The organism is Nocardia bovistercoris, from assembly GCF_015674855.1.
Lineage (GTDB): Bacteria > Actinomycetota > Actinomycetes > Mycobacteriales > Mycobacteriaceae > Nocardia > Nocardia bovistercoris.
In genome coordinates this window covers 41,106-66,517 of record NZ_JADMLG010000012.1, presented here as the reverse complement: position 1 = coordinate 66,517, position 25,412 = coordinate 41,106, and the positions used below count along the sequence as shown (strand labels likewise).

26 protein-coding genes are annotated in these 25,412 nt (G+C 67.1%); 15 read left to right on the top strand and 11 right to left on the bottom strand.

Annotation, left to right across the window (positions count from 1 at the left end; all coding sequences use genetic code 11):
- Positions 1 to 24 precede the first annotated feature (24 nt).
- The 9 genes from IT779_RS26005 to IT779_RS25965 form a co-directional block, all read right to left on the bottom strand.
- Positions 25 to 345, bottom strand: a complete 321-nt coding sequence (locus IT779_RS26005; protein ID WP_196152054.1) for a hypothetical protein — start codon at positions 343 to 345, stop codon at positions 25 to 27.
- A 50-nt stretch (positions 346 to 395) separates the two neighbouring features.
- Positions 396 to 1,643: a metal-dependent hydrolase family protein gene (locus IT779_RS26000; protein WP_332838966.1), complete on the bottom strand. Its 1,248-nt coding sequence runs from the start codon at positions 1,641 to 1,643 to the stop codon at positions 396 to 398.
- Positions 1,640 to 1,975, bottom strand: a complete 336-nt coding sequence (locus tag IT779_RS25995; RefSeq protein ID WP_196152053.1) for a hypothetical protein — start codon at positions 1,973 to 1,975, stop codon at positions 1,640 to 1,642. The genes IT779_RS26000 and IT779_RS25995 overlap by 4 nt, the downstream gene beginning before the upstream one ends.
- Positions 1,972 to 3,246: an aromatic ring-hydroxylating oxygenase subunit alpha gene (locus IT779_RS25990; RefSeq protein WP_196152052.1), complete on the bottom strand. Its 1,275-nt coding sequence runs from the start codon at positions 3,244 to 3,246 to the stop codon at positions 1,972 to 1,974. Before IT779_RS25990 ends, IT779_RS25995 begins: the two co-directional genes overlap by 4 nt.
- 30 nt (positions 3,247 to 3,276) lie before the next feature.
- Positions 3,277 to 4,116: a TauD/TfdA dioxygenase family protein gene (locus IT779_RS25985; RefSeq protein WP_196152051.1), complete on the bottom strand. Its 840-nt coding sequence runs from the start codon at positions 4,114 to 4,116 to the stop codon at positions 3,277 to 3,279.
- 108 nt (positions 4,117 to 4,224) lie between these two features.
- Positions 4,225 to 4,560 carry a hypothetical protein gene (locus IT779_RS25980; RefSeq protein ID WP_196152050.1) on the bottom strand — a complete coding sequence of 112 codons (336 nt, stop codon included), beginning with the start codon at positions 4,558 to 4,560 and terminating at the stop codon, positions 4,225 to 4,227.
- On the bottom strand, positions 4,557 to 5,846 hold the full coding sequence (locus IT779_RS25975) for an aromatic ring-hydroxylating oxygenase subunit alpha (protein WP_332838965.1): 1,290 nt from the start codon (positions 5,844 to 5,846) through the stop codon (positions 4,557 to 4,559). The genes IT779_RS25980 and IT779_RS25975 overlap by 4 nt, the downstream gene beginning before the upstream one ends.
- A complete protein-coding gene (locus tag IT779_RS25970; protein WP_196152049.1) occupies positions 5,843 to 6,454 on the bottom strand; it encodes a carboxymuconolactone decarboxylase family protein in 612 nt (203 codons plus the stop codon). Before IT779_RS25970 ends, IT779_RS25975 begins: the two co-directional genes overlap by 4 nt.
- Positions 6,451 to 7,224, bottom strand: a complete 774-nt coding sequence (locus IT779_RS25965) for an SDR family NAD(P)-dependent oxidoreductase (protein ID WP_196152048.1) — start codon at positions 7,222 to 7,224, stop codon at positions 6,451 to 6,453. The genes IT779_RS25970 and IT779_RS25965 overlap by 4 nt, the downstream gene beginning before the upstream one ends.
- Before the next feature lie 382 nt (positions 7,225 to 7,606).
- Between IT779_RS25965 and IT779_RS25960 the strand changes: the two genes are divergently transcribed.
- Positions 7,607 to 8,209: a TetR/AcrR family transcriptional regulator gene (locus IT779_RS25960; protein ID WP_196152047.1), complete on the top strand. Its 603-nt coding sequence runs from the start codon at positions 7,607 to 7,609 to the stop codon at positions 8,207 to 8,209.
- A 37-nt stretch (positions 8,210 to 8,246) separates the two neighbouring features.
- Here the strand turns inward: IT779_RS25960 and IT779_RS25955 are convergent, their stop codons facing one another.
- The gene (locus tag IT779_RS25955) at positions 8,247 to 8,849 is read right to left on the bottom strand and encodes a TetR/AcrR family transcriptional regulator (RefSeq protein ID WP_196152046.1); all 603 of its coding nucleotides are present in this window, start codon (positions 8,847 to 8,849) and stop codon (positions 8,247 to 8,249) included.
- A 206-nt stretch (positions 8,850 to 9,055) separates the two neighbouring features.
- On the opposite strand from IT779_RS25955, the gene IT779_RS25950 reads away from it, so the two are divergent.
- The 11 genes from IT779_RS25950 to IT779_RS25900 all read left to right on the top strand — a co-directional run bounded on the left by IT779_RS25950 (position 9,056) and on the right by IT779_RS25900 (position 21,467).
- Positions 9,056 to 10,225: a spirocyclase AveC family protein gene (locus IT779_RS25950; protein WP_196152045.1), complete on the top strand. Its 1,170-nt coding sequence runs from the start codon at positions 9,056 to 9,058 to the stop codon at positions 10,223 to 10,225.
- A gap of 1 nt (position 10,226) precedes the next feature.
- A complete protein-coding gene (locus IT779_RS25945; protein WP_196152044.1) occupies positions 10,227 to 11,045 on the top strand; it encodes a CbbQ/NirQ/NorQ/GpvN family protein in 819 nt (272 codons plus the stop codon).
- Positions 11,042 to 12,742, top strand: coding sequence for a nitric oxide reductase activation protein NorD (locus IT779_RS25940; RefSeq protein ID WP_196152043.1), 1,701 nt, complete (start codon positions 11,042 to 11,044; stop codon positions 12,740 to 12,742). The genes IT779_RS25945 and IT779_RS25940 overlap by 4 nt, the downstream gene beginning before the upstream one ends.
- A 145-nt stretch (positions 12,743 to 12,887) precedes the next feature.
- The gene (locus tag IT779_RS25935; RefSeq protein ID WP_196152042.1) at positions 12,888 to 13,751 is read left to right on the top strand and encodes an MlaE family ABC transporter permease; all 864 of its coding nucleotides are present in this window, start codon (positions 12,888 to 12,890) and stop codon (positions 13,749 to 13,751) included.
- Positions 13,751 to 14,605: an ABC transporter permease gene (locus IT779_RS25930; RefSeq protein WP_196152041.1), complete on the top strand. Its 855-nt coding sequence runs from the start codon at positions 13,751 to 13,753 to the stop codon at positions 14,603 to 14,605. The genes IT779_RS25935 and IT779_RS25930 overlap by 1 nt, the downstream gene beginning before the upstream one ends.
- 4 nt (positions 14,606 to 14,609) lie before the next feature.
- On the top strand, positions 14,610 to 15,890 hold the full coding sequence (locus tag IT779_RS25925) for an MlaD family protein (RefSeq protein ID WP_196152040.1): 1,281 nt from the start codon (positions 14,610 to 14,612) through the stop codon (positions 15,888 to 15,890).
- Positions 15,887 to 16,924 (top strand): MCE family protein, encoded by a 1,038-nt coding sequence (locus tag IT779_RS25920; protein WP_196152039.1) that lies wholly within the window; start codon positions 15,887 to 15,889, stop codon positions 16,922 to 16,924. Before IT779_RS25925 ends, IT779_RS25920 begins: the two co-directional genes overlap by 4 nt.
- Positions 16,925 to 16,931: 7 nt before the next feature.
- Entirely contained in the window at positions 16,932 to 17,987 is a 1,056-nt protein-coding gene (locus IT779_RS25915; RefSeq protein ID WP_196152038.1) for an MCE family protein, read from the top strand.
- On the top strand, positions 17,984 to 19,090 hold the full coding sequence (locus tag IT779_RS25910; RefSeq protein WP_196152037.1) for an MCE family protein: 1,107 nt from the start codon (positions 17,984 to 17,986) through the stop codon (positions 19,088 to 19,090). The genes IT779_RS25915 and IT779_RS25910 overlap by 4 nt, the downstream gene beginning before the upstream one ends.
- Positions 19,087 to 20,190, top strand: a complete 1,104-nt coding sequence (locus IT779_RS25905) for an MlaD family protein (RefSeq protein WP_196152036.1) — start codon at positions 19,087 to 19,089, stop codon at positions 20,188 to 20,190. The genes IT779_RS25910 and IT779_RS25905 overlap by 4 nt, the downstream gene beginning before the upstream one ends.
- Positions 20,115 to 21,467, top strand: a complete 1,353-nt coding sequence (locus IT779_RS25900; RefSeq protein WP_408637796.1) for an MlaD family protein — start codon at positions 20,115 to 20,117, stop codon at positions 21,465 to 21,467. Before IT779_RS25905 ends, IT779_RS25900 begins: the two co-directional genes overlap by 76 nt.
- Before the next feature lie 104 nt (positions 21,468 to 21,571).
- Here IT779_RS25900 and ddaH read toward each other — a convergent pair whose 3' ends face one another.
- Entirely contained in the window at positions 21,572 to 22,417 is an 846-nt protein-coding gene (gene ddaH / locus IT779_RS25895) for a dimethylargininase (RefSeq protein WP_408637795.1), read from the bottom strand.
- A gap of 137 nt (positions 22,418 to 22,554) precedes the next feature.
- Here ddaH and IT779_RS25890 point away from each other — a divergent pair, with 137 nt between their 5' ends.
- The 3 genes from IT779_RS25890 to IT779_RS25880 are packed head-to-tail and all read left to right on the top strand — an operon-like array spanning position 22,555 to position 25,399.
- A complete protein-coding gene (locus IT779_RS25890) occupies positions 22,555 to 22,992 on the top strand; it encodes an Lrp/AsnC family transcriptional regulator (RefSeq protein ID WP_196152033.1) in 438 nt (145 codons plus the stop codon).
- Positions 22,993 to 23,045: 53 nt separating this feature from the next.
- Positions 23,046 to 23,681, top strand: coding sequence for a precorrin-8X methylmutase (locus IT779_RS25885; protein ID WP_196152032.1), 636 nt, complete (start codon positions 23,046 to 23,048; stop codon positions 23,679 to 23,681).
- Positions 23,678 to 25,399 carry a precorrin-3B C(17)-methyltransferase gene (locus tag IT779_RS25880; protein WP_196152031.1) on the top strand — a complete coding sequence of 574 codons (1,722 nt, stop codon included), beginning with the start codon at positions 23,678 to 23,680 and terminating at the stop codon, positions 25,397 to 25,399. The genes IT779_RS25885 and IT779_RS25880 overlap by 4 nt, the downstream gene beginning before the upstream one ends.
- Positions 25,400 to 25,412: the final 13 nt, after the last annotated feature.

Here is a 25,412-nt window from a genome sequence, read left to right as displayed (position 1 = left end):
GCCTCGTCCCGTCGCTGGGGGCCGTCAGGCCGTGTGGGCGGAGATGTCGCGGTAGAACCGGACGGTGGGCGGCGGATCGGTGCGCAGTCCGACCGGGGCGCTGAATCCGCCCGCCTTGGTGATCTCGGCCAGTCGCGCCTGTACGTGGGCGATGTCGTCGGCTTCGATCTCGTAGACGGCGACGAACACGCCCTCGCCGGTGACGGGCGCGAAGCGGCGCGCCGCGACCAGACCTTCGATGCCGAGCATCTCCTTCATGTGGATCTCGTCGTACCAGCGGTGGTAGGCGTCGGCGTCCTCGGCCGAACGCGGCTCCGACTCGACCAGCAATATTCCTTTGACCATGCGTTCATCTCCTGAAAGATGGTGCGTTCGAGTAATTTTCGGATGGGCGCTCACGGTTGCTTGTGGATCCGGCCGTCCTTCATCACGAAACGAACGTCTTGGACGGTGGTGATGTCGGCGGTGGGGTCGCCGGGCACGGCGATGATGTCGGCGAGCAGCCCTGGGGCTAGGCGGCCGCGATCGTCCACGCCGATGAGCTCGGCGCTGGTGATCGTCGCGGCGCGCAGGGCCTGGGCCGGTGTCATGCCGCGGTCGACCAGCGCCCAGAGTTCCTTGGCGTTGTCGCCGTGCGGGACGGCGGGAGCGTCGGTGCCGCAGGCGATCCGCACTCCGGCTTTGATCGCCTTGCGCAGGGTTTCGCGCGCTTTCGGGAAGACCTCGGCGGCCTTCTTCTGAAGTGCCGGTGCGGCTTTGGAGACGTCGAGGCCCTCGGACAGGTAGCTGGTCGGTACCAGGAAGGTACCGTGGTCGACCATCATGGCGATGGTGTCGTCGGTGGCCAGCGAACCGTGCTCGATGCAGTCCACCCCGGCGCGGATGCAGGCCCGGATCCCGGCGTCACCGTGGGCGTGGGCGGCGACCGGCACGCCCGCGCGGTGTGCTTCGTCGACGATCGCGGCGAGTTCCTCGTCGGAGTACTGCTGGGCGCCCGCGACGGTGCCGTGGGACATGACCCCGCCCGAGGCCGAGATCTTGATGACACCGGCCCCGTATTTGATCTGATAGCGCACACATTCGCGCACCTGCGGCACCCCGTTGGCGCGGCCCTCCTCCACGCTGAGCGGCATGATGTGCGGGGCCAGACGCTGGAACATGGTCGGATCCAGATGCCCGCCGGTCGGGGTGATGGCGTGTCCGGCGCCGATGATGCGCGGACCTTCGACCCAGCCGTTGTCGATCGCGCGTCCGAGATCGACATCGAGCAGATAGCCCCCGGTCTTCACCATGAGCCCGAGGTTGCGGACGGTGGTGAATCCGGCGTGCAGGGTGGTGCGGGCGTTCACCGTGCCGCGCAGTGTGCGGTAGACCGGGTCGTCCTGGACGCCGTGCATCGGATTCGGCAGTCCGGTGGGGGTGTCGGGTCCGCCGATGAGCAGGTTGATCTCCATATCCATCAACCCCGGCAGCAGGGTCAGCTCGCCCAGGTCGACGACCCGCACGTCCTGCGGTACCTGCGGCGGGTCGATCGCGGCGATCTGGTTGCCCTCGATCAGGATCGCGGCGGGGGTGTTGCGGCGGCCCGTCTCGACGTCGATCCACCCGGCCGCACGCAACAGCACGCGCTCCGCCGCACTCACAGCGCGGGCTCGATGACGCAGGTCAACGACGCGGTGCCGGTATCGGGGATACGCGGCTGGCTCCACACCTCGACCGGGAACGACACCTGGATCATCGAATAGAGCAGATACATGAGGTTGCGGGCATCCTCGGGCAAATCCTCGACGGCGAATTTGTCGCAGTAGGCGATGGCGTCCTCGGCGCGCGGCACGATCGCGTCGTAGAAACGCTGCATCTCTTCGAGCGTGCTGTTCAGACGGGTGTCGTAGCGTTCGGTCTCCGTCGCCAGACACCATGTCCCCGCGAACGGTTCCAGATCGGCGAATTCGCCGGGCAACAGGGTCGCACTCATGACCGGGCCGCCTCCGAACGCTCGCGCTGATAGTCCCCGACCCAGTCGGCGGCCACCTTGTGCAGATGCCGAAGCAGGATTTCCTGATCATTGAGCGGGAAAGTGGTGACGGCGCGGGATTCGAGCATCAACTGGGTCGCCTCCAGGGTCGAGGAATCCTGCAACCCGTATTCCTTGAAGGTGACCGCCGCCATCTCGTGCGCCACCCGATCGCGCGGTGTACGCGCGGGCGGGAAATACAGGTTGCCTTCGAAGATGTGACTGTTGTGCGAGGTCGGCCAGTAATGATAGGTCAGATACCAACCACCCGACCAGATCAGAATCACGAAATTCGGCCACAACTGGAACGAATCGAGTCCCCACGGGTCACAGCCCGCCGGATTGAGTCCCTTGGGCATCGGCCCCAGATCAGGAACGTCCCACGGGCCGAACAGACCGCTGCGGGTGATGTCCTCCATCGGTTTGCGCATGGTCGGATCGAGTTCCCAAGTCACCACACCCGAAGTGCTGACAAGCCGGTGCGGACCCTCCAGACGGTAGTGCGGCGCCTCGAATCCGGCCTGCTGCGCGGCGATCGAGAAATTGTCCGGCGTCTGCTTTCCGTGCAGGATCGGCGCGTGATAGAACTCCTGGAAGGCGTCCATGTACAACTTCCAGTTCGCGCCGACCTCGGAGCGGTAACTGTAGCGTTCGGTGAGCTCGCCGAACGGATAACCGTCCAGATCGGTGATCATGGGACCGAGGAATTCGGTGAGCGACTGTCGCGGTTCGCGATCCAGATTGACGAAAATGAATCCCGACCACACCTCACACGCGACGCTCACCAATCCGAGGCTCGCCTTGTCCAGATCGAAGAATTCCTCCTCCTGCTGCACGAAGGTCAAGCCGCCGTCGAGCCCGTAACGCCAGCCGTGATACTTGCAGGTGAACTGTCGACAGGTTCCCGAGGTTTCCGCGCGCGGGAATTCGTCCCACACCAGTTTGTTACCTCGGTGGCGGCAGATGTTGTGGAACGCGCGGACCGAGCCGTCGCGGTCACGCACCACGATGACCGAGGTGTGCGCGGCGTGGATCTCCTTGGTGAAGTAGCTGCCGGTGCGCGGTAGTTGTTCGATCCGGCCGACGTTGAGCCAGGCGCGTTTGAAGATCGCCTCGCGTTCGAGTTCGAAGAATTCCGGGGTGATGGAATCCTCGTAGGACATCGGCGCGGTGCCGAGGTCGGGATAGTGCTGGGTCCAGCTGCCCTCGGCGGGCTTGGGCCAACGCGGCATGGGTGACTCCTGAACGGGCTGGGTGATGGGCTAGGCGATGGGCTCGTCGCCCAGGACGGTGGTGCGCAACATCTCTCGCGGCGAATCGGCCGGATAGGGTGCGGCGCGGTGGATCACGCCGCGGTTGTCCCAGATCACCGTGTCGCCGACCGACCATTCGTGCCGGTACACCCGTTCGGGTTCGGTGGACCGGTGCAGCAGGTCGTCCAGCAACGCACGACTGTCCCCGGCGTCCATGCCGACGACGTGATCGGTCGACGCGCCGAGCACCAGCGAACGGCGACCGGACTTGTGGGTCCAGATCAGCGGATGCTCCTTGCTCGGCCGTCGCCGCCATACCGCGAGTTGTTCCGGGGTCGGCTCCGCGGTGACCAGGCGCTGGGACGCCTCGAGCGAATGCACCACACGCAACGACGCCAGGCGTTCGCGCTCGCCGGCGCCGAGCTGGTCGAAAGCGGCGTAGGTGCTGGCGAATTCGGTTTCCCCGCCGCTGATCGCGACCGCCTTGGCGGTGAGCATCGTCGCCTTCTGCGGATAGGCGTCGTCCTCGGGGGTGCAGCCGTCGATATGCCAGTCGAAGGTCGCCCGAAGGTAACTCGCGGAGGAGTTCTTGCTGGTATCCAAGCTGACCCGGTAGATGCCCGCGACCGGGTGATGGCCCGGCGAATAGTCCACCTCCCCCAACTCTCGGCAGAACGCGACCTGGGTCTCCGGATCCAGATGCAGATCACGGAAGACGAGAACGCCGTGTTCCTCGAGAGCGTCGAAAATCGTTTGGGGAAGGGTTTTGTCGGCGAGCAGCTCCTCGACACGCAGTCCGCGCACCTCCGCGCCGACGGTATCGCTGAGTTCGTCGATCGTGATCGTCATCGTGACGTCCTTTCCGCCGCGGGCTCCGAACGAGCCAGGCTGTCGGGAATGGTCGAAGAGGGCTCGGCCGCCACCCACCCACGGCGGCGGCCGAGATTCAGGACCCGGTCATGGCCAGGGTTCGGCAACGCGCTCGAGTTCGGCGTCCGCACTGTCGACAGGCTTGGCCTGCTGGAAGATTTCGATCGCCATCGACACCATCACCAGCGAATACACCAACCGAAGCAGGTTGATCGCGTCCTCGGGCAGATCGTCGAGCGGAAACTTGTCGCAATAGGTGATCGCGTCCTCGACACGGGGAAAACACGCGTCGTAGAACAGGCGCATATCCGCCAACGGGGTATTCATACGCTTGGTCCAGCGTTCGGTTTCGGTGGCCAGACACCAGCTTTCGGCGAAGCGTTCCAGATCCTCGAAGGCCGGGGGCAATACGGTCGACGTCATCGCCCACCCGCCTGCTCGCCGCGGTACTCGTCGACCCAGTCGGCCACCGCTTTGTGGAAATGGCGCACCAGGATCTCCTGATCGTTGACGGGGAAGTGGGTCATGCCCGCGGTGCGGTACGCCGACTCCAGCGCCGTCTGGGTGCCGGTGAGCATGCCCGCGTCCTGCAACGCGAATTCCTTGAAAACCACCGCCGCCGTCTCGTGTTCGACGCGCTCGCGCGCGGTGCGGGCGGGCTGGAAACACAACATGCCCTCGAACCGGTGGCTGTTGTAGGAGGTCGGCCAGTAGCGGTAGAGCAAGTACCAGCCGCGATAGATCAGGATCTCGATATTGGGGAAGATCTGGAAATTGTCGATACCCCACGGCTCTACGCGACCGGGGTTGAGCCCGGGAGGAGGCATCCCGATGTCGGGTGATTCCCACGGCCCGACCAGTCCGCTGTGAGTGACCCGTTCGATCGGATACATGAATTCGGCGGGTAATGTCCACCGCCGGGCGCCGCCGGTGGACACCATCCGATGCGGTCCGTCGATCTGGAAATGCGCGCATTCGAAACCTTTACCGGGGGTGCGCACCCCGCTGGGCACCTGCTGAGAATGCAACCCAGGTACGTGGTAGTACTCCTGGAACGCGTCCGCGAACAGTTTCCAGTTGCTCTGGTTGTCGGCCCGGAACTCGTACCACTCGGTCATCTTCTCGAACGGATAGCCTTCGAGGTCGGTGATCATCGGGCCGAGGAATTCGCGCAAGGTCTGGCGGGGTTCCACATCGAGATTCACGAAGATGAAGCCCGCCCACACCTCGCAGTGCACCCGCGCCAGACCCAGATCCTTCTTGTCCAGGTCGAAGAATTCGCCCTCCTGCTGCACGAATTCCAGCGCGCCGTCGAGTCCGTAGCGCCAACCGTGGTATTTGCAGGTGAACTGACGGCAGGTGCCCGAGTCCTCCGCGCGCGGGAACTCGTTCCACACCAGCTTGTTCCCGCGGTGGCGACACACGTTGTGGAAGGCGTTGACGTTCCCGTCGCGGTCGCGCACCACGACGATCGAGGCGCGCACGACGTCGAGTTCCTTGGTGAAGTAGCTGCCGGTGCGCGGAAGTTGTTCCACACGACCGATATTCAGCCAGGCGCGCGCGAAGATCGCCTTGCGCTCGAGTTCGAAGAACTCCGGCGACACCGAGTCCTCGAACGACATCATCCCGGTGCCGAGCTCGGGGTAGTGCTCGGTCCAAGTGCCCTCAGCGGGCCGCGGCCATTGACGCTGTTTCGCCGGTGCGCTCACGGTCGTTCCTCCGTTTCCGGTTGTGACGGTGTCTCGGGATGATCGGGATCGGGTTGCAGGTCGACGCTGTTGAAGACCAAGGCCAGGCACAGATACGACCCGACGACGAACAGCAGCTCGAGCAGTTGGCGGTTGTCGAGGTGGCGTGCCAGCACGGACCAGGTCGAGTCGTCGACCCGGTGGTCGGTCAGCAGTTGATCGGTCGCGGCCAGCAAGGACTTCTCCAGCGGAGACCAGGTCGCGGCGGCGGCGCCGCAGCGCACGGCATCGATGCGTTCCTCGGACATACCGAGTCGGGTCGCGGCGCGGACGTGCTGGTGCCACTCGTAGGCCGACCCGCAGCGCCGAGCGACCCGCAGAATCACCAGTTCGCGGTGGTGCGGGTCCAGCGTGGGACGGTCGAGCAGCAGTCCGTTGTAGCCGAGCCACGCCGAGGCCAGTTCGCCGTGGTGCGCCAGCATGCCGAGCACATTGGGCACCGGCGGCGCGTCGGGAGCGCCGGACAGGTACCGGTCGGCCGCGCGCAGATGACCGCGCATCATCTCGCGGGTGCGCTCGTCCCACTCCTCGACCGGCAGCGGAGCCAGCCGCGGGCTCGCCCGCGTCATATGACCGACCCGCCGTTCACGCCGAGTACCTGACCGGTGATGTATCCGGCGTCCTCCGATGCCAGGAACAGGCAGGCCGCGGCGATGTCCGCGCCGGTGCCGAGATGCCCGACCGGGATGGCGCGGGCCATGACGGAGTTGTCGGGAAGGTGACCTTCGGCTTGGGATCGCCGGGACATGGGGGTGTCGATACCCGAAGGCGGAATGGTGTTCACGGTGATACCGGCGGCCGCGTACTCGCGCGCCAACCCCTTCGTCATCGCGACCACCGCGCCTTTGGCCGCCGTGTAGTGCACCATACCGGGCGATCCGCGTTGGGCGCTCGAGGACGAGATGGTGACGACGCGGCCCCAGCCCGCCGCGATCATGTCCGGGATCGCGGCCTGCACGCAGTGGAACACGCCGTTCAAGTTGACGTCGATCAACCGGTTCCACGCCTGCGGCGAGATCTCGGTGAAAGGCGCGAAACCGACCAAACCCGCACTGGTGACCAGAATTTCGATCGCACCGAATTCCGCGCGGACCTTGTTCACGGCCTCGTCGACCGCCCCGCGATCGGTGACGTCGGTCGCGCAGGCGATCGCCGTGCCACCTCGGGCGCCGATGCCATCGGCGACGCGCTCGGCGCCCGCACCGTCGATATCGAGCACGGCGACGCGATATCCGTGCGCCGCGAATGCCTCGCAGATCGACTGTCCCATCCCCGAGGCGCCGCCGGTCACCACGACGACGCGATCGGGTCCCGCGTCGGGCGCGGCGCTCGGATTCATCGTGTCGCCTTCCGACGGCGGACCGGGTGGATCGGTGTGCGCGGAACTCGCCTCATCGGGGCGACGGAACGGGGAGGTTGCACGGGCGACACTCACATTCTTCGCGGCCTGCGGCGGAGTCGACAGTCATGATCGGAGCGCCGATAAGCGCAGCTCCGGGGCCTTAATCGAGTGATTGATTAATCGAGTGCCTAAGATATACGTGACGCATGTCGCAGCTGTCAAGGGCGTACGAGGGAGCACCTCGCGCATCGGAACGGGCTATGTTGTGCGCCGCGAGCACCGGCACAATCGCGGCAAGCGGTCATCGCGGTATCGAGGCTGCCGCGTCGAAGCAACCCACGCGCACCGGAAGCGGTGTGCGCACAGCGAGAGGCAACAGATGAGTTCCGCCCGCGAACCAGACCGTGAGAACTCTCCCACGCGTACGGCACTGCTCGATGCCGCCGAGCAGATCATGCTCGCCGAAGGCTACGCGGCGGTCAGCACGCGACGCCTCGCCGCGCGAGCCGAGGCCAACTCCGCGCTCGTCTACTACTACTTCGGCAATATGGACAACCTGTTCATCGAGTTGTTCCGCCGCGGCGCGGAGCGCAGCTACCGACGCCAGGCCGAGGCGCTGGGATCCGCCCAGCCGCTCTGGGCGCTGTGGGAGGCCATCCACGACCAGTCCCACACCGCGTTGACGATGGAATTCGTCGCGCTGGCCAACCACCGCAAGGATATTCGCGTCGAGATCGCGGAATCCTCCCGTCGATTCCGCGCCTTACAACTCGACGCCGTCACCCGGATACTCGACGCCTACGGCCCCCGCGCGCACGCCTACACCCCGGCCGCGCTGGTCCTGCTCATGTCCGCGATATCTCGTTTCCTGCGCATGGAGGAGGCTTTCGATCTCGATACCGCGCACGAAGACGCGGTCGCTCTGGTCGAAGACGCCCTGCGGGAAATCGAAGGCGACCGCGAATCATCGCCGGAGTCGTAGTGGTCGCGCGCGCTCGATGAGATTCGAGCCTTTGCCGTCAGGGCAGTTCGATCACGGACATATACATTTCGAGAGTCGGCCGGTACAGGTCCACATCATCGAGACGAGTACCGAGCACTACTGAATCGGTGGTGGCGATGAGCACGCGCGCGAAGGTCGACGGGGGGATGGAAATGGTCGCCCCGATACGCTCCAGACCTTCGGTGATGAAACCGGTGAGCGCCGCGACGACCTCCGCCCGCTTGGCCGCGACACGCTCGCGGGCATCGGGGTTGCGGTTGAGGTACAACGTGAACTCGAATCCGAGCGCCGCATGCTCGGCGCCGCGGTCGGCGCCGAGCTGACGCCACCGCTGCGCGACCTGATCCAGAACATCGGCCCCCACCTCGCTCGCCGCCGACAGCACCTCGGCGAAGGTATCGAAATAGCGCCGCCAGTACCAGTCGCTCACGGCGAGGAACAGATCCTCCTTCGTGGCGAAATGCTTGTAGATGGCGCCCTTCGTGTAGCCGGCCGCGTGCGCGATGTCATCGAGCGTCGCTGCCGTGAAGCCTTTTTCGGCGAACACTTCCTCCGCGGCGTCCAGCAGGAGCGATCGGGTGCGCTCCATCCGTCGCTCCACCGTCCATCGCTCGACCATATCCGCCAGCCTATAACAGGATCTTCGATACCCCTTGGATGGTCAGATACTCAGTGGTATCTTAAACGAGCAGGGCCCGAGCAGAAGGGGAGCCGTCGGCTCCCCCGTCGAAGCGAATCCCCGACGCGAGCCCGTTGCCGCACCGCATCCCGTTTCCCCGCCGATGCCGTGCCTGCTGTACCGCGACGATCCGAAGGGACAGTGTCGTGACCGAACTGTCGAGCAGGAAATCTCCCACCGTCACCGAGTCGATCGGCGGCTCCGCCGCACTGGGGGCGCAGGTGAAATCGCCCAGCAAACCCGTGCTGGTCTGGGCCGTCATCGGCGCCGTGATCCTGGCGTTCCAGGCATACGTCTGGATCCGCTGGGCGACCGGACCGCATTTCGAGCGGGTGCCGACCGGGCCGAGTGATCCGCCGACGTGGATGAAGACGATCCTGATCACCTGGACCACGGTGATCCTGGCCGGATGGCCGATCGGCGTCTATTTCTTCATCGTCAGACCGTGGCGACGCGAGCGGCGGATCACCACCGACGGCATGTTGTTGGTCGCGTGCGGTCTGCTGTTCTTCCAGGATCCGCTCCTCAACTACTTCAACACGTGGAGCACCTACAACACCTGGATGTTCAATCGCGGTTCGTGGGTGGCCGAAATCCCCGGCTGGCGTTCGTATTCGGAGCCGGGCGCGATGATGGCCGAACCGCTGCTGATGAACGCGGCGGGCTATTCCTACGGCGTGCTGCTGTGCACGATCCTCGGTTGCTGGATCATGCGGCTGGCCAAGCGGAAGTGGCCGAACATCAACAACTACGGGTTGATCGGCGTGCTGATCGTGTGGACGTTCTTCTTCGATCTGGTCATCGAGGGCTTGTTCCTGATGCCGATGGGTCTGTTCACCTATCCCGGTGCGATCCAGTCACTTTCGATCAACGCGGGCACCTACTACCAGTGGCCGATCTACGAAGGGCTGATGTGGGGCGGGGTGCAGGCTGGACTGTGCGCGCTGCGCTACTTCACCGACGACCGAGGCCGGACTTTCGTGGAACGCGGGTCCGAGCACATCAAGGGCGGTTTCGTGAAGCAGCAGACCACGCGCTTCCTTGCCATCTTCGCCGCGTGCAGCGTGTTCTTCTTCGTCTTCTACAACCTGCCCGCGCAGTGGTTCGCGATGAACGCAGATCCCTGGCCCGAGGACATCCAGAAGCGCTCCTACTTCGACATGGGCATCTGCGGGGAAGGCACCGGAAGACTGTGCCCGCATCCCGTGCTTCCGATCCCGGGCAAGGACACCGGATACGTCGACCCCGACGGGAAGTTCGTACTGCCCGAGGGCGAGGAACTCCCGAAGATCGTGCCGTTCGAGCGAGGAAACTGACATGTCGAGCAATTCCGCCGCCGCACTTCTCCCCTCGGTCGCGGCGCCGTTCTATCGAGCGGTCGGCGACGAGGTCGAGGTCTTCCTGGCCGCCGCCCGCCGCAGCGCGCCGATCCTGCTGAAGGGGCCGACCGGATGCGGCAAGACCCGATTCGTCGAGGCCATGGCCCACGAGCTCGGGCGCGAGCTGATCACAGCGGCGGGTCACGAGGACATGACCTCGGCGGATCTGGTCGGTCGGTTCCTACTGAAAGGCGGTGAGACGGTCTGGGTCGACGGACCCTTGACCCGTGCCGTGCGCGAAGGCGCCATCTGCTACCTCGACGAGGTGGTCGAGGCGCGCCAGGACACCACGGTGGTCATCCATCCCCTCGCTGATCACCGCCGCGAGCTACCCATCGACCGGCTCGCCACCACCCTGCGCGCGGCGCCGGGATTCCAGCTGGTGATCTCCTACAACCCCGGCTACCAGAGCGTGCTGAAGAGCTTGAAGGAATCGACCCGACAGCGTTTCGTGGCCATCGAACTCGACTTCCCGCCGGTCGAGACCGAAATCGAGATCGTCGCGCACGAGGCAGGCATCGATACCGCGACCGCGAGCGCACTGGTCGGGCTCGGCCGTGCGATCCGGAACCTGGACGGCTCGCCGCTGCGCGAAGTCGCCTCGACCAGGCTACTGATCCTGGCGGGCGGCTTGGTCGCCGAGGGGCTGAGTCCGCGCGCCGCCGCGCGGTCGGCGATCGTGCGGACACTGTCCGACGACGCCGATGTGGTGCGCGCCCTCGATGAACTCGTCGACGCCGTCCTGCCACGGCCATGAACAACTCGATGATCGACGGCGTGGACCGGTTCGCGCTGCTGGCCACCCATCTCGCGGGCAGGTCCATCCAGGTGGCGCGTGCGCCGGTCGGTCGGCCCGCGCATACGAACGGTCGGGTCGTCTTCGTCTCGGCCCGCCTGCCCCTGGCCGAGCAACGGCGCGAGGTGCTGGTTCAGAGCGCACTCATCGGCGGGGGCAGTCTGGACCAGCGGTTGGTGAAGTCACTGCGGGGGCGTCCGGGCTTGGCGCGGCGATACCTGGCGCTGGAAGGCAGGCGGGTGCTGGCCGAGTTGGCCCCCGTGCTTCCCGCGGCGGCCGAGATCTGCCTCGACCGGCGGGCGAGAACCGAAACCGCCGAGAAATCACTGGAATTGGCGGCAAGTCGGTTGGAGGTCGATGAGCCGCCTGCCTGGTTCGGCGTCATCGAACCCGGTCGGCTGCTCGGTTCCGCAGCCCGACAGGCAGGCGCCCCCACCGACAAGGAACTGCGTCTGGAGTTCGATCTCGTCGAACCACCCACCGACGCGGAAGACGACGAGGAGGACGGCGGGGCATCCGGGCAGAGCAAGATCCTGAAACTGTTCGAGAACCCATTGTTCAGCGCGCGGACCATGTCGGACCAGTTACGCAAGATACTCGGCAATTCCCGCTCGCCCGGAGACGGCTCCGCCGGTGCGCGAACGCAGGCGCGGGCGGTGCGGCGTGCGCGCACGGTCGGTGCGAACGCGCGACCGCTGCCAACCCGAATCCGGTTCACCGACGACGGCAAACCCGGCGCCGCCACCGGAATCGGCGGCGCTCTGCACCCGGAGTGGGATGTCAACGGCAACAGGTACCGGCCCGACTGGTGTCGGGTCATCGACTTTCCGCTCACCGTCGCCGCCGACATCTCCGACGCGGGCGTTCCGCACGACGATGTGCTGCGACGGCGGCTCTCCCGTGTCGGTCTCGGGCCCAAGGTGCTGCGTCGCCGTCCCGACGGTGACGAGCTGGACATCGAGGCGCTCATCGACCTGGTGGTAGACCTGCGTTCGGGCTTCGCACCGCCGGAGCAGGTGTACCTGGAACGCCGAAAACTCGCTCGCAACCTGAGCGTCCTTGTCCTGATCGATGCTTCGGGCTCGGCCACCGACACCGACCGAGCGGGTTCGGCGGTCCACGATCATCAACGGCGCGCGGCGGCGACCCTGGCTCTCACGCTGGAGGAACTCGGCGACCGAGTCGCGGTCTACGCCTTCCGGTCGCAGGGCCGCCATGCGGTCCACCTGCCCGCGATCAAGACCTTCGACCAGCGTTTCGGCGCCATCGGGCGGGCCCGCCTCAATCAACTCCAACCCTCGAACTACACCCGTTTGGGCGCGGGTATCCGTGGCGCGGGGGAAATCCTGAAAGCGCGAGCGGGAACGGAGAACCGGCTGCTGCTGGTCTTGTCGGACGGATTCCCCTACGACGACGGCTACGAAGGCCGCTACGCCGAAGCGGACGCGCACAAAGCGCTCGCGGAGCTTCGCACCGACGGCGTTGCCTGCCTGTGCCTTTCGATCGGAACCAGCACCACCACCGACGCACTGGAACGAGTCTTCGGCTCCGCGAGCCATGCCCGCGCCGCGACCCTGGCCGAACTCAGCCCCCGAATGGATGAACTGTTCCTGTCCGCACTACGAGAACTCGCCGCCCCCGCACCTGCCTCACGGTAGGACGTCCCCGCGACACCGCACATCCCGTCGGTCTTCGTTGTCGAAGAATCACGCGTTGGCATACGTGCGCGCGAACGGACATCGCTACCAACGTCTTTCACGCAATCCCCTGAGCCGTCGACCCCCTGGAAAGAGGAGGCTCGCAGTGACACTCGACGACCCGGTCACTCGCCCGGCTACCCCGACCCCCGGCACCGAAATCAAGGAGTGGACAAAGGGTTACGCACAACGGCACCCCGTCGCATCGCTACGGACCGTAGGGCGGCAGGTGCTCCTGGGGCGCGACGCCGCGCGCCATCTCGTCACCGATACGGCCAAGGGGCGCTTTCCCTTCGACGAATTCGTCGCCCAGGCGGCGTTCATGGTCAAGACCTCGCTGCTGCCGACCGTGGCGGTCGCGCTGCCCATCAGCGCGACGCTGTCCATCCAATTCGGCCTGTTGGCCGGGCAGGTCGGCGCTTCCGCGCTGGCCGGGGCGGCGAGCGGATTGGCCGTGATCCGCCAGTCGGCGCCGCTGGTGACGGCCATTCTGCTGGCGGCGGCGGTGGGTTCGGCGTTGTGCGCTGATCTGGGATCACGCAAGATCCGCGAGGAGATCGACGCGATGGAGGTCATGGGGGTCTCGGTATTGCGACGTCTGGTGGTGCCGCGGCTGGCCGCGGGGATCGTCGTGGCCATGGCGCTGACGGGGGTGAGCTGCTTCGTCGGATTCCTCGCGGGCTATCTGTTCAACGTCTACGCGCAGGACGGAACGCCGGGCAGCTATCTGGCGACCTTCTCCTCCTTCGCGACCGCGGGCGATCTGTATCTGGCCATGGTCAAAGCGGCGGTGTTCGGGGTGATCGTCACCGTCATCGCGTGCGAGAAGGGCCTGAACACCCGCGGCGGGCCGGGGGGAGTGGCGAATTCGGTCAACGCCACGGTGGTGGCCTCGATCATCGTGCTGATGGTGGTCGACCTGGGATTCACGCAGTTGTACACGATCCTGTTCCCGAGGACCACACTGTGATGGCCACCGTCTATCGCCCGACCGTCGTGCGGACCGCGGCCGCGGTGGCGGGTCCGCCGTGGCACGGCATCATCCGGCTCGGGCACATGATGACCTTCTTCGTGCGGACCGCGGTCTCGATCCCGATCGCACTGCGACACTACAGCCGCGAATCGTTGCGGATCCTGTCGGATGTCACCTGGGGCAACGGATCTCTCATCGTCGGCGGGGGCACGGCGGGGGTGATGATCATCCTCGGCGCCGCCGCGGGCGGCATCGTCGGGATCGAGGGCTTCGACGCGCTGAAGCTACTCGGCATGGAGCCCGCGACCGGGATGATCGCGGCGACCGCCGCGACCCGCGAGCTGGCGCCGATCATGGCTTCGATCGCCTTCGCCGCGCAAGCGGGATGCCGGTTCACCGCGCAACTGGGAGCCATGCGGATCTCCGAGGAGATCGACGCGCTCTATGCCATCGCGATCCGACCGATCCCGTATCTGGTCTCGACCCGACTCCTCGCCTCGGTCGTCGCGGTGATCCCTTTGTTCCTGGCCGGATTGGCCGCGGACTACATCGCGGTGGAGGTGTTCGTCGGCGTGATCGGCGGACAGTCCTTCGGGACCTACGAGCACTATTTCGCGCTCGTGCTCAGCGGCACCGACATCCTCTACTCACTCTGCAAGGCAATCATTTTCGTGATCGTCACGACCACCATCCAGTGCTACTACGGCTACTACGCGCGTGGCGGCCCGCAGGGCGTCGGCGTCGCGGCGGGACGGGCGATGCGCGCGAGCATCACGGTGATGATCTCGGTGAATCTGCTGATGACGTTGGCGCTGTGGGGTTTCGACGCGGGCTCGAGGATAAGCGGGTGAGGCGATGTCGATAGCGTTCGAAGCCGAGGATCGGAATCTGACCGATGTCGGTCTGTTCCTACGCGGTCTGGCGGTGCTTGCGGTGGTCACCGCTACCGTGGCGGCGATGATCGCCCGGTCCGAAGGAGCCTTCACCCCGACCGTCGAGGTGACCGCGATGCTGGTCGATGTCGGTGATGGGCTGCCGAAGCGATCCGATGTGAAGTATCGCGGTGTGCTGGTGGGTAGCGTGGCCGAGGTGGCAGCGGCCACCGCGGGACAACCCAATACGGTGCGTATCGACCTGGTGCCCGAGCACGCCGCCGGTATCCCGGCGACCGTGACCGCGCGGGTGGTCCCGAGCAACGTCTTCGCCGTCCCCTCGGTGCAACTGATCGACAACGGACCCGGTCCGGCACTGGCCGCGGGCGCGTCGATACCCGAAGACCACAGTCGAGCCAGTGTCCAGCTCCAGACCTCCCTGACGGCATTGAGCCGCATCGTCGCCGCGGTGGGACGTCCCGGCGCCGATCCGACGGTCGGAGTTCTCGAAACGGTGGAGCGAGCGACCAGTGGCCGGGGTGCGGATGCCCTGCGCGCCGCGAGTCAACTGGACCGGATCGTGCGCGCCTACAATGACGAAGCCCGTTCCGGCGCGGAGTTCTCCCTGCTCTCGTCGCTGGCCGAGGCAGTGACCGGATTACAGCAGTCCGCACCCGATCTGCTCGCGGCGCTGCACAGTGCGATCGGGCCGATGCGCACGGTGGCCGAACAGCGGTCGCATCTGAGCGAACTCCTGACCGGCGGCACCGCGACCACCGGCACTGTCGGCACGGCGATGACCAACCGCACCGATACCATCGTCGACCTCAACAGCAGACTGGGTCCCGTCCTGGCGGTGCTGGCCGCAGGCAGCGACGACTTCGTGCAGATGACCACCTCCCAGACCCGCGTCGCCCACGTGTTCACCAGCGAATTCTGGAATGCCGAGAACCAGAGCGGCACAGCGAAGGTCATCGCCGAACTCACACCGCACAAGCAGTACACCCGCACCGACTGCCCCCGCTACGGAGACCTCGCGGGCGCCAGTTGCGACAACGGTCCCGCGGCGGGTCCACCGGTGATCGGCGCTCTCGACCCGTCTCCCGGCACCGACGAGCAACGCAGGCGATTCGCCGAGGCACTCGGCATTCCGCCCGAAATCGCCGGCGTGGCACAGTTGCTCGGCCTGTCACCGCAGGCGCCGCCCGGCACGGACCCGCCCGGCATCGGCACGCCGACCCCCCAGCCGGGAGGACCGCGATGAAACATCGCCGCGACCTCGCCGGACTGACCGCGTTCCTCTCGGTCGCCGCCCTGCTCACCTGGATGGTCCACGCGACGCTGCAACGCGACGTCACCGGCGACACCGACACCTATGCCGCGGTCTTCACCGACGTCTCGGGACTGCGCGCCGGTGACGACGTCCGGGTCGCCGGGGTGCGGGTGGGCCGGGTGGACGCCATCGACATCGACGGGCCGCACGCGAAAGTCACCTTCCGGCTACGTCACGATCAGACCGTCTACGGCGACACCCTCGCCTCGGTCACCTACCAGAACCTGATCGGCCAGCGATATCTCGACCTGAGCCTGTCCGACTTCGGCGACCCGGCGCCCCTCCCGCCCGGAGCACGGATCCCACTGGAACACACCCGGCCCTCCTTCGACATCTCCGCACTGCTCAACGGATTCCAACCCCTCTTCAGCACCCTGGACCCGCAGGATGTCGACAACCTGACCGCCGCGCTGATCCGGGCACTGCAAGGCGACGACGGCGCGGTCGCCGCACTGATCACCGAGACCGCGACGCTCGCCCAGACCTTCGCGGGCCCCGACCAGATCCTCGGCGCACTCATCGACAATCTGTCGGCGGTCATGACCGCACTGGACGGACAGAGCGCCGCCATGCGGACCACGATCGCCCAGACCCGCAAGATCTTCGACGGACTCGAGTCCCGTCGCGACACCCTGCTCGAGCAGACCGGTCGGATCGCCACCGTCCTGTCCGACGCCGCGGCCGTGGTCGAGGGCGCATCGCCCGCCCTGAACGACTTGGTGCGCCGCGAACCCGGCTTCGCCCGCCATTTCGTCGACGGCCGGGAACGTTTCGCCTACCTCGGATTCAATATCCCGCTGCTGCTGCAAGCCATGGTCCGTGCCACCGACAGCGGCGCGTGGGTCAAGGCCTACGTCTGCGATATCGGGTTCAGTGTCGTGCCAGGGATCGATCCGGTGATCTCACAAATCCTCGGGGCCGCGTCACCGACCGGCACACCTCAGAACTCCGCGATCTGTCGCTAGGACCCTGATGAAAAGACTACGCACACTACTCAGAAGCGAGTCCGCGCGTCGTGCGGGTGCGGCGGACGCCTCGCTACGAATCGGACTGACAGCGGTGGTCCTGCTACTGGTGGCACTGGTCGCGACGGTCGGGATCAACTCGCTGCACCTGGGAGCCCGAACCTATCGGGCCGACTTCGCCCAAGCCGCCGGAATCGACGCGGGCGACGCGGTCACCTGGGCGGGCATTCCGGTCGGCACGGTGACCGGCACGCGGCTGGCGGGCGACCATGTCGAGGTCATCATGAAGATCGACAACGACGATGCCGCGCTCGGCGCCGACACCGAAGCCGCGATCAAGCTCACCACGCTCCTCGGCTCGCGCTACGTCGAACTGCGCTCCACCGGCGCGGGAGTCCTGCCCGACAATCGAATTCCGTTGGCACACACCACTGTTCCCTACGATCTCGAAACCGCTCTGCAAGACGCCACCACCACCTTCGACCAGCTCGACGCCGACCGGATCGCCGAGTCGATGACCGCGCTCTCACACGGACTCGACGGCGCGCCGACCCTGATACCCGGCATCCTGCGCGATGTCCGATCTCTGTCGAGCGTCATCGCCCAACGCCGCGATCAGATCGGGGACCTGCTGACCAGCACCGGTCACCTCGCCACCGTCATCGAGACCCAGCGGTCCGATCTCGCCGCGATGGTCGGTCGCGGTCGCACCCTGCTCCAGCAGATCAACGCTCGCCAGGACGCCGTACGTCGCCTTCTCGACGCGACGACCACCCTGGTCGGCAGGCTCGAACCGATCGCGGTAGGCGAGCACGCCGAGATCGAACAGCTACTGACCGACCTGCACGATATGACATCGATGATCGCCGCTCACGACGATCTGCTGCGCAACACCCTGCAAATCCTGCCGGTCCCGTGGCGATTGTTCGCCAATGCCACCGGCAGCGGCGCCGAGCTCAACGCCGACATCCCCGACGGAGCGTTCTTCGACACCTGGATGTGCGCACTGAGCGCGGTCGCCGTCAGCGCGGGCAAAGCCCCTTACCTCGAGGACTGCCGATGAGCCTCACCCCGCATACCCTCAAACTCGCCGTCCTGGTCTCGAGCGCCGCGTGCCTGGTCGGATGCGCGGGTGGCTCCGGTTCCGACACCACCACCGTCACAGCACATTTCGCCAACACCAACGGTCTCTACGAAGGCAACGCCGTCTCCGTGCTCGGCATGCGCGTGGGCCGGATCGACCGCATCACCGCCCGCGGCGCCGACGTCGAAGTGCGGATGAGCATCGACGACAGCATCCGGTTGCCCGCCGATGTCCGGGCGGTGACCATCTCGGACTCGATACTCACCGACCGCCACATCGAGCTCACACCGGTCTACCGCGACGGGCCGACACTGGCCGACGGCGCCGTCCTGGACGCGACCCGCACGAAGACACCGGTCGAATTCGACGCTCTGCTCTCGATGACGCGGAAACTGGCCACCTCCCTCGGCGGGGACGGCAACGGTTCGGGTCCGGTCGCCGACCTGATCGGACTGAGCGCCGCTGCGACCGAAGGCAACGGCCAGGAGATGCGCACCGCCCTCGACGAACTCTCCCGCGCACTGCGGCAGGGCCCCGACAACGGCGCGGCCGCCCGCGCGGCCATCACCGATATCGTCACCAACCTCGACTCGCTCACCGAAGCCGCCGCCCGCAACGACGCCACGCTGCGTGAATTCGGCCGCGCCATAGCCCAACTCGGCGACTTCCTCGCCGATCGGCGACTGGGCGGCGGCGACACCGGCGCCACGCTCAACCGGATCATCGCCCAGGTCGCCGATCTGCTTGTCCGCCACAAGGACACCATCTCCGGCCTCGTCGGCAACGCGAACACCCTGACCGGCACACTGGCTGCCTACGACTACAACCTCGCCGAATTCCTCGACGTGTTCCCCTTGGTCACCGACAACGCCTACAACGCCATCGACCACAATGTGGGCGCGCTGCGCGCCTCGGTGGACCTCAACAGGGTTCTGCTCGACGGTCAGATGGTCAAGGAGATCTGTAATCTGTTGCAGCTGAGCAACCTCGGCTGCGCCACCGGCTCCATGCGAGATATGGGCCCGGATTTCGGTATCACCGCCATCCTGACCGGACTGGCAGCGCGGAAGCAGGGCCGATGACACTTCGCTCCCGCACCATCCTCACCGCGGCCGCGACCCTCGCGCTGTCGGTCACCGGCTGCGCCGCCGGGCTCGACCGACTTCCGTTACCCGCGCCCGGCCTGAGCGGCGACACCTACACACTCACCGCGACCTTCACCAACGCCCTCAACCTGCCGACCGCGGCGAAGGTGAAACTGAACGGCGCCGACGTCGGCCAGGTCGAATCCATGTCGGCCCGCGACTACACCGCCGTGGTGACCCTGCGCATCACCGCCGCCGTGCGCCTTCCCCTCGGCACGGGCGCACAACTGCGATCGGCGACACCCTTGGGAGATGTCTTCGTCGCACTGCGACCACCCCCGGATCCGGCGGCGGATACCCCGACGCTCGCCGACGGCGCCACCATCCCGCTGGAGTCGACATCGGCGGCCGCCACCATCGAGGAAATGCTCACCCGCGCATCACTTCTGGTCAACGGCGGAACCATCGAACACCTCACCACCGTCCTCTCCGCCCTCGGCGAACACGTCGGCGGCCGCGGCGAACGACTCGCCACCCTCCTGGCGGAGACCCGCACGTTGCTGAGCACACTCTCGGCCCGATCCGCCCGGATCAACGACGTCCTGGCCGCCTCATCCGAACTCGGCGCCACCCTCGCCGCCCAGCGCGGCGTCCTCACCGACGCCATCACCGCCGCCGGCCCGGCCATGGAGGTTCTGGCCGACAACACCGACTCCTTCGCCACCCTCGTCGACCGCTTGCACATCATCACCACCCAGCTCGCGCGGTTCCCCAGCATCGCGGGGACCAACGATACGAGCATGGCGGCCAACGCCGACCGGCTCGCGGCAGGCTTGAACGCCGCCGCGCTCAATCCCGAAGCCGACCTCGGCGAACTGAACACCATGCTCTCGGTCGTCCTGAAAATGATCAGCGGCCCCAACGGACACATCGATGCCGATGTGGCCCAAGTGGCCGTCGGCGCCGTCCCCGACCCCGGATTTCCCGGCACGTCGGGCGCTCGATTGCCCGATACGACCGATTGGACGGCATTCGTCGGCTCGTTGCAGCACATGCTCGATCGCCTCGGCCAACGGTGGGGAGGTGTGCCGCGATGACAGACGCACGTGGCCGCCGCGCGGCGGATATCCCGGCCTACTTGCTGGTCGGCGCCGTACGCCGGGCGCACCGGTGGCGCACGGCGAGCTCGCTGGCCGGGCTGCTCGCGATTCTGCTGGCAGGCAGTGGATACCTGCTGGTCGGCGCCCTCGATATCGACCCGCTCGATGATCCCTACCGGGTTCGCGTGGAATTGCGCGCCTCAGGCGGGCTGCTCCCCGGCCAGGACGTCACGGTACGCGGGGTTCGCGTCGGCCGCGTCGAGTCGGTCCGGGTCGCCGGAGACAAGGTGGTCGCCGTCGCCGCCATCGAGGAACACGTCCGTATCCCCGCCACCGGACGGGTACGCGCCGCCGGGCTTTCCGCGGCAGGCGAGCAATACCTGGATTTCGTGCCCGACACCGATGACGGCCCCTATCTGACCGATGGCGCGGTGGTCGACGCCGACCGCACATCCACGCCGGTGCCACTGTCGGACATGCTCGAGAGCCTGAGCGCGACCCTCGCCCAGATCGATCCCGAACGGCTCGCCGCGATCTCCCGAGAACTCGGCGTCAGCGCGAGCGGTCCGGACAAACTGGCCACCATCATCGACGGCGGGACCTTCCTGATCTCCACCCTCGACACCGTGCTGCCGCAGACGGTGAACCTGCTCCGCAACAGCGGAGTCGTCCTGAACACCCTCGACGACGGGAACGCCGCACTGCGCTCCGCCTCGGCCGATTTCTCGACCACCCTCGCAGGCGTGTCCTCGATGACCGGCGGCTACGAACGACTGCTCGACCGAACCCCGCCGATGCTGTCGGCCCTCGATGTCGTCCTCGCCCAGAACTCGCCGACCATGGTCCAGCTACTCGGCAATCTGGTCACCGTCTCCCGAGTAGCCCATTCCCGCATACCGGCGCTGAACGAGTTCTTCTTCCCCCGGCAACGCGACGGCTCCGCCCTCGACGCGGTGGCCTCGGCATTCCACGACGGTGGCGTGTGGGCACTGGCGAGCATCTATCCTCGCTACGCCTGCGACTACGACCTGCCGCGACGCCCCGGGTCCGTCCCCGACTACCCCCTGCCGTACCTGAACGCGGACTGCACCGATCCCGACCCCACCCTCATACCGCGTGGCGCCCGCAACGCCCCACGCCCACCCGATGACCCCGTCGTCCGTCCGCCCGCGGGCGATCCATTCGAAACCGCCGACCCGGCTCCCGTCGGACCCCTGTCGATCCCGAGCCCCTATGGCGGCCCCTCCGCACCGTTGACTCCGCCGCGTCGATGAGCGTCTCGGCGCGGGCGGACACCGACCGATACCCGATTTCGCCGCTGAACGGTTCATCGAGTCGGTCGGTCGAAGCCGTGGATGTCACAGCACGGGTGAGGTCTTCAGTGCAGTTCGAGGGTGCAGCACTTGACGCCGCCGCCCGCTTTGAGCAGTTCCGACAGGTCGATGCCGACCGGGTTGTAACCGCGCTCGCGCAGGGCATCGGCCAGGCCGTGAGCGCGGGCGGCGAGGAAGACGTTGTGGCCGTCGGAGACGCCGTTGAGGCCGAGGACGAGGGCATCGGCCTCGCGGGCGAGGATCGCGTCGGGGTAGAGGGCGGCGAGCACGTCGAGGCTTTCGGCGTCGAAGGCGGCCGGGTAGTAGGCGACGGTGTGCTCGTCGAGGGCCATCAGGGCGGTGTCTAGGTGGTAGAAGCGCGGGTCGACGAGGCCGAGGGTCACCACGGGGCGGCCGAAGAAGGATTCGACCTCACGGTGCGCGGCGGGGGAACTGCGGAATCCGGTGGCGGCCAGGATGCGGTCGCCGACCCGCAGGAAATCGCCCTCGCCCTCGTTGATTTCGCCCGCCGCGACCAGGTGGGCGAAACCGCGCTCGGCGAACCAGGCGTGGTAGGCCGGGCCTTCGGCGGCGCGTTCGGGGTGGGTGAAGCGGGCCGACATGGCCCGTGCGCCGATCACCACGCCGCTGTTGGCGGCGAACACCATATCGGGCAGGCCGGGCACGCCGGGGACCACCTCGACGCTGTGCCCGTGGCTTTCGAAGCAGCGGCGCAACGTGTCCCACTGGGCCAGCGCCAGCGCGCGGTCCACCGGCGCGCCGGGATCCATCCACGGATTGATCGAATAGGCGACCTCGAAGTGGTCAGGTCGGCACATGACGTAACGGCGGGATGTGGAGCGCCGGGCCGGAGTGGGTTCCGGTGCCCGAAGGGTGGCTACTGAGGTCAATGTGATCTCCCGGAGTAGGCGCGAATCCTTGCACTGCCACGACCGTAAATGACCTAGCATTGCGCCTGGAATACCGAATCGTTGTGTCATGTGTGCTCAAATCAGCGAATCGTTGTGTCAGAAGCGGAGAAAGTGATATGGACCATATCGATCGGCAGATTCTGGGCCACCTGCTGAAATCCGCGCGCGCCTCCTTCCAGGAGATCGGCGCGTCGGTCGGGCTGTCCGCGCCCGCGGTGAAGCGCCGCGTCGACCGGATGGTCGCCAGCGGGCAGATCACCGGCTTCACGGCGCAGGTGAACCCGTCCGCGCTCGGCTGGAAGACCGAGGCGTACGTGGAGGTCTACTACCGCGACAACATCAGCCCGGCCGAACTCAAACGGAGCCTGGAACCGATACCGCAGGTTGTCGGCGTGTGGACGATCGCGGGCGAAGCCGACGCACTCGTGCACGTGATGGCCACCGACATGGCCGATATCGAGTCGACGGTGGAGCGGATACGGGAGAACGCGCGCGTCGGGCGGACGCGCAGTTCCATTGTCATGTCGCGCATCCTGGAACGCCCGCGCACCTGAGCCGCCGCACCCTGGGCGTCGCGCGGCGCGGATGGGCTCTTAATGTGGTGCGCATGTCCGACGTGCGTGCCAGCTACCTCACCGACGGCGCCGAGATCTACCGGCGCTCGTTCGCGACGATCCGGGCCGAGGCCGATCTCGACCGGTTCCCCGAGGACCTCTCGCGGGTGGTGGTGCGGATGATCCACGGCTGCGGGCAGGTCGACCTGGCCGAGGACATCGCCTTCTCCCCCGGCGTGGTGGCCGCCGCGCGCGCCGCGTTGCGCGCGGGCGCGCCGATCCTGTGCGACGCGAACATGGTCGCCGCCGGTGTCACCCGCAAACGCCTGCCCGCCGACAATGCGGTGATCTGCACACTGGCCGATCCCCGCGTGCCGGATCTGGCCGCCGCGGCGGGCACCACCCGCTCGGCGGCGGCGCTGGAACTGTGGCGCGACCGACTCGACGGCGCGGTTGTCGCCATCGGCAATGCGCCGACCGCGCTGTTCCACCTGCTCGACCTGCTCGACGCGGGTGCGCCGCGGCCCGCGGCGATCCTCGGCATACCGGTCGGCTTCGTCGGGGCGGTCGAATCCAAGGACGCGCTCGTGGCATACGGCGGCGTCGAATATCTGACCGTGCGCGGGCGCAGAGGCGGCAGCGCCATCACCGCCTCGGCGCTCAACGCGATCGCGAGCGAACAGGAATGAGCGACAGCGTCTCTCCCGGCAAACTGTGGGGCGTCGGCCTCGGTCCCGGTGATCCCGAACTCGTGACCGTCAAGGCCGCCAAGGTGATCGAGACCGCCGACGTGATCGCCTTCCACTCCGCGCGGCACGGGCGCAGCATCTCGCGCGGGATCGCCGCGCCGTACATGCGCGCGGATCAGGTCGAAGAACACCTCGTCTATCCGGTGACCACCGAGACCACCGACCATCCCGGCGGCTATCAGGGCGCCATCGAGGAGTTCTACGAGGAGTCGGCCCTGCGACTGGCAGCGCACCTGTCGGCGGGGCGTTCGGTGGCGCTGCTCGCGGCGGGCGACCCGCTGTTCTACAGCTCCTACATGCACATGCACCGCAGGCTCGCCGACCGTTTCGAGGCCGAGATCATCCCCGGCATCACCTCGGTCAGCGCCGCCTCCGCCGCGCTCGGCACCCCGCTGGTCGAAGGCGAACAGGTGCTGACGGTGCTGCCCGGCACCCTGCCCGCCGAGGAACTCGCCCGCCGCCTGCGCGACACCGAGGCCGCCGCGATCATGAAACTCGGCCGCACCTATCCCGCCGTGCGCCGGGCGCTCACCGAATCGGGCCGCCTCGACGACGCGTACTACATCGAACGCGCCAGCACCGGCCGCCAGCGCGTCGCGCGCGCCGCCGAGGTGAACGACGCCGACGTCCCGTACTTCTCGATCACCCTGGTACCCGGTCCGACACCGACAACTCCCCTGCCCGCGATCGCTCGACCCGCTGACTCGAAGACCGCGACGAGCCAGGCGCGGTCCGCGCCCGAGCACGAGAATCCGAGCGAGTCGGCCGTACGGGAGGCCGCACGCGCGAACTCGACGCGATCCGGCTTCGCGGGCTCGACGCGATCCGAGGCGACGGATTCGGCGCGATCGGACGGTCTGGTCTCGGCGCGTTCCGACGATGCGACAGACGGTTCCGATCCGCATACCGGCGCACGCGGCGAAGTCGTCGTAGTCGGGCTCGGCCCCGGTGCGACGGAGTGGACCACGCCCGAAGTGCGGGACGCGCTCGCCGAAGCCACCGATCTGGTCGGATACACCACCTATATCGATCGGGTGCCGGTGCGGGCGGGGCAGCGGCGCCATGCCAGTGACAATCGGGTGGAGTCCGAAAGAGCCGCCATGGCATTGGATCTGGCCGAACGCGGGGCACGGGTCGCGGTGGTGTCCTCGGGGGATCCCGGGGTCTTCGCGATGGCGGCGGCGGTGCTCGAGGAGGCAGCGCTACCGCGATGGCACGGTGTCGCGGTGCGGGTGTTGCCGGGGTTGACCGCGGCGAACGCGGTGGCCTCGCGGGTGGGCGCGCCGTTGGGTCACGACTACGCGACGATCTCGCTGTCGGACCGGCTCAAGCCGTGGGAGGTCGTCGCGGCGCGGTTGGCGGCGGTGGCGGCGGCCGATATGGCGATCGCGATCTACAACCCGGCGTCCTCGCAGCGCACCTGGCAGGTCGCGGCCATGCGCGAGGTGCTGCTCGAGCATCGCAAGCCGGACACGCCGGTGGTGATCGGCCGCGATGTCGGCGGTCCGACCGAATCGGTGCGGGTGGTGACGCTGGCGGCGCTCGAACCGTCCGAGGTGGATATGCGCACCCTGCTCATCGTCGGCGCGTCAACGACGGCCCACGTCGAGACCGAGGACGGTCCGCGCGTCTACACTTCACGCCGATACACGCGGTAGGGGGTGCGGGCGT

Bases quoted from the DNA above. Each gene is read 5' to 3' on its own strand.
- IT779_RS26005 (WP_196152054.1), bottom strand. From the start codon at position 345: ATGGTCAAAGGAATATTGCTGGTCGAGTCGGAGCCGCGTTCGGCCGAG.
- IT779_RS25995 (WP_196152053.1), bottom strand. From the start codon at position 1,975: ATGAGTGCGACCCTGTTGCCCGGCGAATTCGCCGATCTGGAACCGTTC.
- IT779_RS25990 (WP_196152052.1), bottom strand. From the start codon at position 3,246: ATGCCGCGTTGGCCCAAGCCCGCCGAGGGCAGCTGGACCCAGCACTAT.
- IT779_RS25985 (WP_196152051.1), bottom strand. From the start codon at position 4,116: ATGACGATCACGATCGACGAACTCAGCGATACCGTCGGCGCGGAGGTG.
- IT779_RS25980 (WP_196152050.1), bottom strand. From the start codon at position 4,560: ATGACGTCGACCGTATTGCCCCCGGCCTTCGAGGATCTGGAACGCTTC.
- IT779_RS25970 (WP_196152049.1), bottom strand. From the start codon at position 6,454: ATGACGCGGGCGAGCCCGCGGCTGGCTCCGCTGCCGGTCGAGGAGTGG.
- IT779_RS25965 (WP_196152048.1), bottom strand. From the start codon at position 7,224: ATGAATCCGAGCGCCGCGCCCGACGCGGGACCCGATCGCGTCGTCGTG.
- IT779_RS25960 (WP_196152047.1), top strand. From the start codon at position 7,607: ATGAGTTCCGCCCGCGAACCAGACCGTGAGAACTCTCCCACGCGTACG.
- IT779_RS25955 (WP_196152046.1), bottom strand. From the start codon at position 8,849: ATGGTCGAGCGATGGACGGTGGAGCGACGGATGGAGCGCACCCGATCG.
- IT779_RS25945 (WP_196152044.1), top strand. From the start codon at position 10,227: ATGTCGAGCAATTCCGCCGCCGCACTTCTCCCCTCGGTCGCGGCGCCG.
- IT779_RS25940 (WP_196152043.1), top strand. From the start codon at position 11,042: ATGAACAACTCGATGATCGACGGCGTGGACCGGTTCGCGCTGCTGGCC.
- IT779_RS25930 (WP_196152041.1), top strand. From the start codon at position 13,751: ATGGCCACCGTCTATCGCCCGACCGTCGTGCGGACCGCGGCCGCGGTG.
- IT779_RS25925 (WP_196152040.1), top strand. From the start codon at position 14,610: ATGTCGATAGCGTTCGAAGCCGAGGATCGGAATCTGACCGATGTCGGT.
- IT779_RS25920 (WP_196152039.1), top strand. From the start codon at position 15,887: ATGAAACATCGCCGCGACCTCGCCGGACTGACCGCGTTCCTCTCGGTC.
- IT779_RS25915 (WP_196152038.1), top strand. From the start codon at position 16,932: ATGAAAAGACTACGCACACTACTCAGAAGCGAGTCCGCGCGTCGTGCG.
- IT779_RS25910 (WP_196152037.1), top strand. From the start codon at position 17,984: ATGAGCCTCACCCCGCATACCCTCAAACTCGCCGTCCTGGTCTCGAGC.
- IT779_RS25905 (WP_196152036.1), top strand. From the start codon at position 19,087: ATGACACTTCGCTCCCGCACCATCCTCACCGCGGCCGCGACCCTCGCG.
- IT779_RS25890 (WP_196152033.1), top strand. From the start codon at position 22,555: ATGGACCATATCGATCGGCAGATTCTGGGCCACCTGCTGAAATCCGCG.
- IT779_RS25885 (WP_196152032.1), top strand. From the start codon at position 23,046: ATGTCCGACGTGCGTGCCAGCTACCTCACCGACGGCGCCGAGATCTAC.
- IT779_RS25880 (WP_196152031.1), top strand. From the start codon at position 23,678: ATGAGCGACAGCGTCTCTCCCGGCAAACTGTGGGGCGTCGGCCTCGGT.